Below are 12,104 nucleotides of genomic sequence, written 5' to 3' on the forward strand. Positions count from 1 at the left end.
AGGCTACATATAAAGCGGAAGAAAAAAGTTGTAAAAAAGTTCTTAAAGAAGTTGCATGGCTAGTTCCACGATGCTAATATTTTAATCGTTGGCACTTAATTTACTAAATCAAGAAGGAAAGCAGAATGTCTTCACTTATCAATACGTATGCTCAGAAAGAACAAATGCTCAAGCAACTTCAGCAAGAACTTCTTGAGCTTGAAAACAATGATAACCTGAAGAAAGAGCTTGAGTTTAAAGAACAGCTTGAAATGCTCATGAAAGAGTATGGCAAGTCTGCAAGTGAAGTGAAAGAGTTGCTCTTCCCGAATGCTGAGCCTGAGTCAAAGAAAAAATCCACTCGTAAGCCTCGCAAGCTGAAAATCTACAAGAACCCTATTACTGGTGAAGTAGTAGAAACAAGAGGCGGAAACCAAAAGCAGTTGAAAATTTGGAAGGATGAACACGGTGATGAAGTGGTTGAAGGATGGCTCATTAACGATGATGCCGACAACCAAGAAACTCCCGATGTAACCCCTCCTATTGACGGCAAGGAAGAAAACAAGTCTGAAGAAAAATCTGAGCCTAAGTCTAAAGGCCAGAAGAAGGAAGAAAAGACTGAAGGTAAAGGCAAGGATAAGGCTGAAGCCTAACCCCCTTCTTGAGGCAATGAAAAGCCCGCTTTTAGGCGGGCTTTATAGTATCTGGTAGGTATGCATCAATTTACCATCCAAAGCTTCCCTGTGTCCTTCCTCCTGCGATGTTGGGGTTAGCATTAACACGATACTGTGAAGGGAGTTGAGGTATCATACTGTTGCAGAAATCAATTGCCTCCAATCCCTTCTCTTCCATGTGTTTATCGTTTGGGTGCAACTGCCCTCTTGAAACCATATATAACCTGCCATACCTGCTGATATCGCTTAGAGCCTTGTAGATGTATGGGTTGTGCTGTGGATGGTCGTCAGGGGCATATTTAGCCCAATCTAAGCACTTACTAACTCCTGCTCTTTGGCTCATTGCTTCTATCCCTTCCATCATTCTATTGACGTTGTATCTATTTTTGTTTTGCTTAACTTGCATTGCATTTTGCCTCAACTCGTTATCAGTTAAGTCGCCTGCCATAGATTGAGCTTGTGCCGTGCTAGAAACCCCTAATGCTAGTGCAAGGGCAATTGAGAGCTTTATCTTCAATAACATTGTGTTCTCCTTTTTTTAATTGTAGTCATATGACCTATTATATCATAAATTCGGGCTTTTTGGTTGATAGGGATAAAAAGCCCCGCACAAAGCGGGGCTAGGTGAATTTACTTCCAAGATTAGATAGAAACGGAATCGGTCAATTGAATGATATTGCCGTCTTTATCGGTGGCTTCAATTATTAAGTCGAAGCTATCAGAGTTAGAAAAGTCACTAATCAAGTCTATATTGCCAGCATTGAATTCAATAGTGTTGCTGTAAATAGTTACATTATCATGAGTGTAGCTTTCAATATCACCCATGGTGTCGAAGAATAAATCACCACTGAAGTAGACCTGACTTTGACTGAATCCAACATCCATAGCACCTTCATAGTCACTAAAGTAAGCAGTGACCATAACAGGGTTACTTGTGTCTACATCTTGAGAATCAAGAGTCAACATAAACCTGTTTGTTGGTGCCACCCTTCTAAACTCTTCTATCATTGCTATCTCACCTGCCTCTTGAATTTCAGGCATTAAAACGAATACAGTTCTTGATTCAGTGTTTCCGTTTATGTCCGTAGAAGATATCTGTATTTCTAAGCTTTCTCCGTTTACGTAGATAGAGCTAACATCGTAATCAACAACTGAGCTAGATGAACCATCTAAGTATTCGCTGAAGCTGTCATTACCAGCACTCGTTGTAAGTGATATCTCGACTGGCTGATTTTCATCAATTGCGATATCGCCTCTTGAGCTATAATCGAAACTCAATTCTCTGTTGTCGTTGAATGACTGATTGTTGATTACAACATAGCCGTTTTCCAGTGGTTCTTCATAATAAGTATCAAGAACACAAGCATCATAGAATTTAGATCCTGAAGGATAGCTGTAAGTGACACCGCTATTTTCTGGCTCTACATAGATATATTCATAGTATTCAGTAGTGGGACAGTTGAACTTATCTATATATTGGTCAGCCATTGTATTGCTATCAATAGCATCAACAAAACACATACTTTCTATCTGCCCATTAATCATTGTATTTCTTGATGTATAGCCTGTATCACAAGAATCACCTGGATAAGGATAGTAGTGATACCATAAGATATTACTTAGTGCAGTGCTATTCAGTAAAGAACCTTGAGAAGTAACTATATCACCTTGAGTATCTACAGCTTCAAAATTTATTACAATGTATTCAGCATCTTTAGTTAATGCTAAGTGATCTAAAAGAACACCTAAACCTTTATCATTAGTTCCACCAACAGAATGTAAATTATAACCAGAAGAACTGCTAACACTAATATTTTCTAACTGATCATTTTCATTAAAGTAAAAGCTTCCATTCACATCGAATGAACCGCTGTTATTTATTACACCATCCCTAGATGTTTGTATTTCAATATTTATAGGCTGGTTAGTATCAATATTTTCACCAATAGGCTCAAAGTAAAGCTCATTAGAATACCTATTTCCTCTTACCAATAATCCATAATAATCATCTCTACTTTTAATAAAAGAGTCAAAGCTTACATCAGACATATCAACTGCTTGAGTTGTGTATATTGGATTCCCTTCTGTATCAAATGCCTCCATTAGAATAGTTAACTCTCCTTCTGTGTAGATAGTAGAGTAATCAATATCAATGAAGTCTTTCCACATTCTATCAAACCAAGAGCTTTCAAAGTCATTATTTGGTAAGCTTATCTCATCTATATCACTAGTCAGTGTGATACTAAACTGTCTAGTAGTATCTACGTCCCCATCAGCTTCAGCCGTAAAAGAAATTTCTTCGGTTGTAAATTCAATGTTATATAGAGAAAGGTCAGTTGAGCTATCGCCTGGATTATCAGGATTGGTTGTATCACCATTAGAAGGATCTGTTGATGCTGATACACCATAAACTGGATATCTAAAGTAATACTGTTGAGCTAAGACTTGTGTTGTGAATAGTGCTGATAAGGTAGCTACCCCTATAGCACTTAAAAGAATTTTCCTCATATTTATCTCCTATTATTATTGTTAAATTCAACCATGTCATTATATCACAAATAAATATTATTTGCTATATTAGGTTAGTTTTTCAAAATACTACATCTCCAAAAAACCTATCTAAATAAACTCCGATGAAGCTAGAGAACTGAAAACCTGACACACCAAGCTAAAACCTACCATCAAAGCTTCCTATTCAGCCTCTCAGGGCGAATAAGACTCTGAGCCTCCCTACCTAGCCACAAGCTATAAAAACTCCCCAGGATGGCTTTTTGAAGCAATCGTGGTGGAAAACTAACCCTACCCTTCAACACTACAATAATTCAATACTCAATAACTCGTTTGCGAAGCAAACCAGCCTTGCTCTAATAAAAACTAAAAACTATAACAAATCAAAAGCCAAGCCAAATTCTCATCTCTCAATAGCTATGTTTGCGAAGCAAACCAAACAATCTCAAATATTTGAAATAATTATTTAATTAAAGAGTAGTGGTTAATAGCTTTAGCTCGCTCCGCTCGGGTCATTGAATAAGGGATTATAGGGGCTTGGGTTTAAATTATTCTAGTTATTACATTCTTTATAATTAAAATAGATTTATTGCTGAGTGTCGAAGTATATCTACTAGGACTAAGCTAAAGGTTCCCACTTTAGCGGATTTTATATCATCAAAATCATGAGTTGAAAGTGAGCTAAATAGATAATATTGCTTCGCTGTTTAAGAAAGCAAGGCATTTAAAACCTGATTGCTATCTTAAAAGAATCTTAATAGATTCTTAAGGGACATTTTAAGGATTTTCATATTTGAAGTAAAAGAGCTTTAAATATAACGATATTTTTAAAATAAGGGTGCTCTCAGAACGGGCGGGGGTGCTCTCAGAACGGGCGGGGGTGCTCTCAGAACGGGCTTGGAATAAAGGGTATAAAAAAGCCCTGCTGGCAACAGGGCTCGATAAATTATGTTCTAGTGACATGGAAGATAAGGTTCTTCCCCTCTCCTTTCGTTACAACTTTCCATCCATCCAATTTATCAATTTTTTCGATAGCTTCTTTAACTGTTCTTCTAACTCTCTTTTCATCTTTGGCGAGATAGTCTTTATGCATAAATCTCTCAATAAGTGTAGTGCAGAAAAACTTATGCCCTTTTTCTCCATTTGGAACAGTAGCACAAAAATGAGAGTGTATAAGCTGTGCTAAACTGTTTTTACTGCCTATCTCTCTTCTTTCATCTAACTGTATTCTTGAATACTGCTTATTAAAGGCACTTGTAAAAATTCCATTTAAAGAAATAGTGTATTGTTTTCCTACTTTATGGTAAAAAATGAAAGGTTGTGTAAATTCATCGGATAGATCAACTCCATCATTGCAGTTCGCAGTAATTGTATAACTAGTTAAAGCCAGCCTTTTAATAGAATTAGCTATTATTTCTCTGCTCTTTATACCTTCCGACATACCAAGTATATTTACAATTCGGTTTATAGAGCAATTTATGACTGCACATTTTGAATATTCTTTTATTAACTCACCAAAAGGATTAAAAGAAGAATTAAAGCCGTTAATTAAAATTGATGCCAACTCGCTTCTCTCATCTTCAGGTGTCATAATATCAATAATAGGTCTTCTATTATCTTCATCCTTAATCGGTGCCAAAGCTATTATTGCCAACAACACTGCCTGATCCGTTGTATCAAGCATATCAAAACAAGTTATCTCAATTTTTCTATTATTGAATTCAGATTTAACACTATACTTGGGCCTATCTTCTTTAGCCTTAATCTTAGGTATATATTTAAAAATAGACATTAAACTTGATGCTCTGTCCTGCATAGCAAAAGTAATCTCCTTGTGGTTTTGTATTTTATTCATATTCTATATTCTCCATCCTTGTTATTATTGGCCTCAACTTCCTTGTTGAAACTTACTTCTTGTGCATAGTAACCGTCAAAATTTGGCCTTGGGTCTGAAACCCTTTTATACCAAGTAGGATCTGGCTGTATTCCTGCATTGATTTTACTTGTTCCTACTTTAAAATAGTGTTTCATATTTTTGATACCAAACACCTTTGCTTCTGCTTCTGTCATAGCCTCCAAATACTGTTGCCACTTGATATTGTCCACTAGCACCGAAGAGCCTCTAGAAGCTTGCTGTGAGCCTCCTTGACCACTCTTGCTAGTATGATGGATGTATATCGGGCAACAATTGCTAGCAACAGCTATTTGAGAAAGTCTGTCTGTAATAAGAGTCATCTCGCTTGAGTCGTTTTCATTACTATTGTGAAACTTTCTTAAAGTGTCTATGAAAATAGCTCTGCTATTGGTAGCAATTTCTTTAATCATAGAAAACCAGTCATCATTTTCAATCTTAACTGCACGATCTTCTAATGGAGCTATGAAAAACCTAGAAGGGTCTTCTATTAAAGCTTTTTCTTCATCCGTTGAACTATAATGTAATGCATGCATTCGATGCTTAAGCATTTCTAGATTGTCTTCAAGGGATAAGTATACTGCTCTACCCTGTTGAGATATCTCTTTCATTTTAGCAAGCACATAAGCGGATTTGCCTACACCACCTGGAGAAACGATGGCTCCAACGGTGCCAGCAAGTAACCCTGGTAATACAAAGTCTAATTTCTCCGGCTCCGAAGCTAATACATTTTTTATATCAAGGTAAGGTAATGAACCTGTTTTTTCTATTACATCTTTTCTCATTGTTATCTCCTGTTTGTTATTATCAACTTCCTTGTTGATTTTTATTATTTTGAATAAGTTGTATTGATTAAATATGATTATATCACATATTAGATGGAAAGTCTTGCATATAATTATAAAAAAATAAATTATTTACTCAAATAGTGTCATATATAAGCACTTTTCTAAACATTGCAATCAAGTTGAAAGGCTTTATCATGATATTATTAAAACGTATATTACTAGTTAAAATGCTATAATATTGATAACAAACAGATTGTTGGTAGCAATAAATTTGCTTGAACAGTGTTAACTTTTACATTATTTTAAAAATCTGATTACTTTATTATTTAGCTATACCCCTATGTGATACAATACCACCAAGCTATAAAGGATTATGGCATACTTTAATAAAGGAGTTAAATAAAGTTGAAGACAATAGAAGGTGGTCAATTTAAAAAGAAAGTGCATCGTGAAATTATTATCGGCACTTCCTTTTTTTTAATAGGTTTAGTTGTTGCACTGTATTGGTATTATAAGACAGGACACTTTAATAACTTTATCTTTTACGGTATGACACTAATAGCTTTATACAGTCTTTATGAAATAACGTATATATTTTACAAAAAGAATACCGCCAGCTAGGCGGTATATTTATCTATCTTTGATTGTTTGAATCAAGCTCTGAAGTCTTAATAGCACACCTTCATACCCTTCCAGCACCTCATTCAATAACTCACTATCCACTTTACTTTCTGTTTCTTTCATAACAACCTCCCTGTCGTTTATCAGCCCTCACCCTACATTGATAGGGTGTTTTCTTTTCTTTTTGCCTTTTTTTGGTGCTTATCTATCGCTTGCTTCTTAGTTTCAACGTAAAGCTGTCCAAGCTTGTTAGGGTCTAGGCTACCATCAGGCTTCCTTAAATCCATGCCTTTATTTTCATGCTTTGATATTTTCTGCTCCATAGGCTTTAGAATATCGGTGAAGAACCTCTTCTGCTCCTTATTCATTTCACTTACGTTGTTGCCATTATTGTTGACAGCAAAATCAGTCATAGCATTGATATCTCTTAGGATCTCTTGGCTTGGCTTATCAAGCTCCATGCTATCCATCTCACCAGATATCACCTTGTAATCTTGTTCTATCTGCTTTTTATGCTCTTTTTCCTTCTTAACGTATAATGCATCTCTCTTTAGCTCAGATTTATCGAACTCTAGAGTTTTTCTATTTTGGTCTATTGTAAGATAGTCGTTTATGTATCCTCTATGATCCATCATAGAAAGAAGAGTTCTCATGATAGTATCATAGGGTTTTAGGTTCGGATCGCCGTTAGATATAGAAGCACTCTGCATCAGCTTATCTACAGCCCTCTCATGCTCCTTCATATACTCTTCTTCGGTTAGTTGCAAAACTAGCGGTAGCTCGACACCCTTTTTATCGAACTTCCTATAAACCTTATGGGGGCTATCTTCCTCCATATCTTCCTGTGCATCAGGGTCAAAGCCTGATATGCCACTCTCTAGCTCTGGTATAGCCTTCCTGCGGGGTTTCCTTGTCTGTGAAGCAGGCTTCTTGCCTGATAATCCTGGCTCAAGCTCCTGAGCTTTCTCATAGTGCTTTTCAGCGAAGTCATACACCTTACTGATTGATTTAAACTCACTGTATTCAGTTAAAGTTAACCTTTCAGCTATTTTTTGGTGTGGAGTGTTGATATCTTCATCAAGTCCTCTAGGTGTAAAATTTACTCTCATAGTATTCTCCTTTTATTGTTGATATTTAATTGACAGCAACTATTTAATTTAATTCCCTTCATTTGATTTATTATATACTCTTTTTTGAACTTCTTTTAATGCATTGAGTTTAAAGTTAATAACGTCCTTCCTCCCGATTAGATCATCAGGTATACAACCATATTTCTTTTTACTGAAAATATCTTTCTGTAAATCATTTGATTTTGCTGTCAACTTAAAAATCTCTCCTGATACCTGATAAAACTCTGGATCATTATTACTTAACACGTCCATAATGCTATCAAGCTGGTTAATCTTGTATCTTTCATATTTATCTTCAAGCTCGATTAACGACAGTATAATAGAAGTCATGTTAGATAGAACCTGTGTTTCTCTGTATTCGGGCTTGCCTACAAGATTGGCAACAATCATTCTTTTCCTTCTTTGGAAAAATCTTTTAGCAAGGCCAGCTTCTATTTGTTTATTCTCGAACTCATTAAACTTCCCTTTCATTCATTTTCTCCTTGTGTTGTTCCACGTAATTTTGATGACATTTGATGTAGCTTATTTACCATTTCATCTCTATTTATAAATACAGGAATATCCATACTGTCTGGCTCTTCATTAGTATCAGGCTTCTTGTTAACCATATCTTCTATTGTCGGCAGGTCGAACTCTGGTAGGTCATCAGCTACTTCCTTGCCTTGCTCTTGCCTAGGTGCTTCCTGAACGGCTTCTGTAAGCTTCTCAGAGCCTTCTTTTTCGTAAGGTATGGCATCCATACCCTCTTGAACCTCCCTAGGCTCCAGGGGCTGTTTTGTAGTCTCGCCCTCGATGCCCTCGATGCCCTCGATGCCCTCGATGCCCTCGATGCCCTCGATGCCCTCGATGCCCTCGATGTTGCTCTCAAAATGGGTTATCGAGTGGATAGCATCTGTTCTCTCTTGTGGATCTTGTATCATGTTAATTGGTAACACATGCTTCTGATATCTATCACTGTAAAAAATGGATAGATGGTTAGGTAGGTTAAGCCTTTTCTCGCTTCTAATCTTCGTGAAGGTTTCAATTGCTAATAGTAAATCAATAAAAGGCAATTCTTGTTCTTGCCCAGCTTGAATACCCATCTCTTTCCTCATGAAGCTCGGTAGATCATCAATGCTTTTGAATGCAAGCTCTACCTTACCTCTAGGCTTGTTGTATTCAGCACCTTTGAAGACAACCTCTTTAAAATGCCCCTTAATAAGTAAAGCTATATCCCAAGCCACAACTCGCAATGAGTTATAAATATTCTTGTTTCTCTTGTAATCATACTCTTCAACACGAAGCCTTCTATTTAACTCTCTCCAACATAAATTATTTAGATCCTTTTTTGTTAGACCTAGCTCCCTTAAATCTTCTGCTTGAAGCGAAGAGAGTTTAACTCGATGTTGCGGATTTTTCCTTGAATTCAATTTTTTAAATGACATACCATTCTCCTTGTCTTTTATTATCATTATATCACAATTTATCGTTTTTGTCATCAACTAATAGATATAGTTATTTGCACGAACTATGTTAACAACAACAATCAAAACAAATGAAGACTTTATTTATTTTTAAATGCAGCTTATAATGTTTAAACAATAAAACAATTTCTCCTTGTAATGTTGTGCTGTAATGTTGTTGTTTTCCCTTTATTTACTGCAAAAGGAATTGCTATCCAAGGATGGATGATAAAAAGTAAAAGGAATTAAATAAATGGAATTAGCCTTCACTCTAACGAGTGAAGGCATTTTTATTTATAAGCAGTAGTTTCTTGCTTCTTCAATCAGCCTACTCTTCTTATCAAGATACTCTCTTGTAGAAATATTCTCACCACTCGGTATCTCAATAACTCTTTCACCTATTAGCTCTGTTATCAGCATTGAGTGTGTAGCTATTAAGCAACCAAAGTTCTTATATTTTCTTTTCATGTCCGTGATGGCTTTACATAACTCGATCTGAGCTTCAACTGAAAGTGCTGTCTCTGGCTCGTCCAGTAGGATAAAGGTATTATCACTACATTTTTTTCTAAGCCTGAATAGCTCTATCTTCCAAGCCTGTCCATGTGATTTTTGATTTAAGTGGGTTAGATATATTTCTCTTTTGGAGTCAACTAAAGCACTTTTGGATACCCTAAAACCTTCAGCAGTATTTTCTATTGTGTTTTGATTCATCATATTTTCAAAAGCAAAGTATTTACCTTCTGACAGCAATCTGGTCTGTTTCTTGAATATATTTTTGAAAGTGGTTTTACCAGCACCGTTGTCTCCAACGATGATGTTTATCTTACCCTGGCTTATCTCTATTTCCTGTCCTTGTTTAAACGTGAAATAATCTCTTATAAATTTTATTTTCATAAAAGTCTTTGAATAATCTTCCATCTGGCCTATCTCCTTTTATTGTTATTATCAATCTATATCATTATATCACATTTTATCATTTAATGATATATAGGCATGTTGAGAGTTTAGCTAAATAAGTCTGACTGTGGTTTTCCGTAATCGAGTATAAGACTTCGTTTAAATTCTTCAGGACTCATTTTGCCTTTACTTGTGTTTAGCTGCCAGCTTCCTAGGTTTCGCTCGATAGGCTCATGAAAAAGAGAATGCGGGGTTAGTTGCATGATAGCGGATTTAAGTTCCTGCACTTCTTTTGTGTTATCTGATAGAAGTGAAGCAATACTTTGAGCCTCGGTTTCATCCATTCCAAAGTAAGAAATGAACTTACCTAGGGTCATGACCTTCTCTTTCTTTGCATAGTCTTCTAGATAGCTTTTATAAGCCTTGTCGGCAATGAGATCATAGACTATCGGAGTGAACATCGCTGATTGATGTTCGCTCACTCCTTTCATCCGTAGGATAAGCATGATTTTGTTGAAGAGTGGTGTATTCTCTTCTTTATCTATGCTGTCTTCATTGAATGGGTTTCTGAAGAACTTGTTGCCATCATCAAGAAGGTCTTGGTAGATAAAGAACTCCATGCCCTCGATTTTGAGAGCAACCTTGAGGGTGTAGAGATCCCCTGAGCATTCCTGTGTAGGGATTAGCTCCGGCTTAGGCTGTCTGAAACCATTGATGACAACCCCGTTAGCGATCTCCATCGCCTGCATGTAGTCCATACGGCTCCACCCTTCCCCTGCCTGCTCGATGAAAGGCCAGAAGCATACCATAGGGGGGTTCGTGCCGGCATCCCTGTAAAAGGCTCCTAGGGGCTTTCCTGGGCTGTCCTGTGGCCGATGGTCAAGGTTTGATGGCATAGGAGCAAGAAACCCGCTTTTGAGCGGGTTCCTGGTGGTGCTGGTGGCCTCAACTGGCCTGCTTGTATTGGGTCTTGTCATCAATGAAGGTTTGAATCTTCTCCTGAATCCTGAAAAGAGCCTCTTCGACTACTTCATTTATCACTGTTCCTGAAGGTAAGTCACCATTATTGAGGTCGTGGCAAATGCTTTTGATATCAATAATGAAGTTCTTGTTATCTGCTGTGAATGCCGTTGCTTGAGTAGATAGCTCATAAGCTGAATCAAGGTCGGCATACAAGACAATTTCTATATCACTAACTTTGTATGCATCTAGCATTAAAGTGTATTCGACGTTATTGAAGTCAATGATGGTTTTAAGAAGCCTTTCTTGCGAGCCTACATCCTGGTTCTTTCTTTTAAGTGTTTTGGTATCAAGAATGGATATGCCTGATAGCACTTGCTCAATAATCGACTCTTTCTTTAATTTCCTTTCCACTAAGTATTCTTCCTGTTTCATATATGTTCTCCTTGTTATTATTGTTGTGTCATTATATCACACCAGCAATAAAAATGCCTGACTTAGCAATCCAAGCATTCCTTATTCAATACCTAGGCTCGAAGAGCCTTATATTACTTCTTAAATAGATAGATTATCTTTTCGTATTGTTCCTTGGTTAGATCCACTTTATCTGTTAGATCTGCAAGCTTACCATCATCATGATGAATTACTCTGTAGTAAACACTTGTGTAACTGTTATCAGGGTTTTTCACAAAAGCAGTGAATTCATTTATATAATTGACATGATCCTTTCTCATTAACTCTATTTTTTTAGCTTGTTCTTTGTTTTCTGGATCAAGTTTTTCAACATCTACTCCAAAATTATATATTTTCTCTAGAACTGAACCACCTTTCTCAAGTTGCTTAATAGCTTCCGGTGCCTGCTCTACTTGTATTTTTTTTGCACCTTTTACAGTAACAACCAATTGCTTTGTTTCGTCGTCAACTCTTGACCACATGATTTCATTTAGATCATCGTTTACACCTATGTTGAAGCCATCGAAGTAGAGATAAACATCCCAGCCATCAACATAAACCATATTATTAGTTTCATTCTGGTCTTCTTTTGTGTATAAGCTCTTCTCTGATACCTCAATGTTTTCTTCAAATATATCGTCTATCTTGTCTCTACTATACGTAGACTTAAACAGAACATAGTTTTTCATAAATTTTTCTCCTTGTTTTTGTTTTTATTAACCGTATTATTATATCACATT

12 protein-coding genes are annotated in these 12,104 nt (G+C 36.5%); 1 reads left to right on the forward strand and 11 read right to left on the reverse strand.

The genetic code is table 11. From position 1 onward, the window contains the following. Nucleotides 1-125 precede the first annotated feature (125 nt). Nucleotides 126-632 (forward strand): histone-like nucleoid-structuring protein, MvaT/MvaU family, encoded by a 507-nt coding sequence (locus C1H69_RS22830; protein ID WP_338066191.1) that lies wholly within the window; start codon nucleotides 126-128, stop codon nucleotides 630-632. Nucleotides 633-702: 70 nt separating this feature from the next. On the opposite strand, the gene C1H69_RS22835 is transcribed toward C1H69_RS22830, so the two are convergent. The 11 genes from C1H69_RS22835 to C1H69_RS22885 form a co-directional block, all read right to left on the reverse strand. After that, nucleotides 703-1,176: a hypothetical protein gene (locus C1H69_RS22835; RefSeq protein WP_102655681.1), complete on the reverse strand. Its 474-nt coding sequence runs from the start codon at nucleotides 1,174-1,176 to the stop codon at nucleotides 703-705. 119 nt (nucleotides 1,177-1,295) lie between these two features. After that, on the reverse strand, nucleotides 1,296-3,161 hold the full coding sequence (locus tag C1H69_RS23360) for a hypothetical protein (protein ID WP_133155010.1): 1,866 nt from the start codon (nucleotides 3,159-3,161) through the stop codon (nucleotides 1,296-1,298). Nucleotides 3,162-4,107: 946 nt separating this feature from the next. Next, complete coding sequence (locus tag C1H69_RS22845) at nucleotides 4,108-5,016, reverse strand: replication protein C, IncQ-type (RefSeq protein ID WP_102655683.1); 909 nt, start codon at nucleotides 5,014-5,016, stop codon at nucleotides 4,108-4,110. Then, nucleotides 5,013-5,858 (reverse strand): helicase RepA family protein, encoded by an 846-nt coding sequence (locus tag C1H69_RS22850; protein WP_102655684.1) that lies wholly within the window; start codon nucleotides 5,856-5,858, stop codon nucleotides 5,013-5,015. Before C1H69_RS22850 ends, C1H69_RS22845 begins: the two co-directional genes overlap by 4 nt. A 779-nt stretch (nucleotides 5,859-6,637) precedes the next feature. Continuing rightward, nucleotides 6,638-7,591: a hypothetical protein gene (locus C1H69_RS22855; protein ID WP_102655685.1), complete on the reverse strand. Its 954-nt coding sequence runs from the start codon at nucleotides 7,589-7,591 to the stop codon at nucleotides 6,638-6,640. A gap of 48 nt (nucleotides 7,592-7,639) precedes the next feature. After that, nucleotides 7,640-8,083, reverse strand: coding sequence for a hypothetical protein (locus C1H69_RS22860; RefSeq protein WP_102655686.1), 444 nt, complete (start codon nucleotides 8,081-8,083; stop codon nucleotides 7,640-7,642). Then, the gene (locus tag C1H69_RS23755; RefSeq protein WP_165789570.1) at nucleotides 8,080-9,036 is read right to left on the reverse strand and encodes a hypothetical protein; all 957 of its coding nucleotides are present in this window, start codon (nucleotides 9,034-9,036) and stop codon (nucleotides 8,080-8,082) included. Before C1H69_RS23755 ends, C1H69_RS22860 begins: the two co-directional genes overlap by 4 nt. Nucleotides 9,037-9,348: 312 nt before the next feature. Beyond that, the gene (locus tag C1H69_RS22870; protein ID WP_102655688.1) at nucleotides 9,349-9,972 is read right to left on the reverse strand and encodes an ATP-binding cassette domain-containing protein; all 624 of its coding nucleotides are present in this window, start codon (nucleotides 9,970-9,972) and stop codon (nucleotides 9,349-9,351) included. An 86-nt stretch (nucleotides 9,973-10,058) separates the two neighbouring features. Next, a complete protein-coding gene (locus tag C1H69_RS22875) occupies nucleotides 10,059-10,928 on the reverse strand; it encodes a hypothetical protein (RefSeq protein ID WP_133155011.1) in 870 nt (289 codons plus the stop codon). Further along, nucleotides 10,897-11,346 carry a hypothetical protein gene (locus C1H69_RS22880; RefSeq protein ID WP_102655690.1) on the reverse strand — a complete coding sequence of 150 codons (450 nt, stop codon included), beginning with the start codon at nucleotides 11,344-11,346 and terminating at the stop codon, nucleotides 10,897-10,899. Before C1H69_RS22880 ends, C1H69_RS22875 begins: the two co-directional genes overlap by 32 nt. A 113-nt stretch (nucleotides 11,347-11,459) precedes the next feature. After that, nucleotides 11,460-12,053: a hypothetical protein gene (locus C1H69_RS22885; RefSeq protein WP_102655691.1), complete on the reverse strand. Its 594-nt coding sequence runs from the start codon at nucleotides 12,051-12,053 to the stop codon at nucleotides 11,460-11,462. Nucleotides 12,054-12,104 lie beyond the last annotated feature (51 nt).

The organism is Billgrantia endophytica (genome assembly GCF_002879615.1).
GTDB classification, from domain to species: domain Bacteria; phylum Pseudomonadota; class Gammaproteobacteria; order Pseudomonadales; family Halomonadaceae; genus Halomonas; species Halomonas endophytica.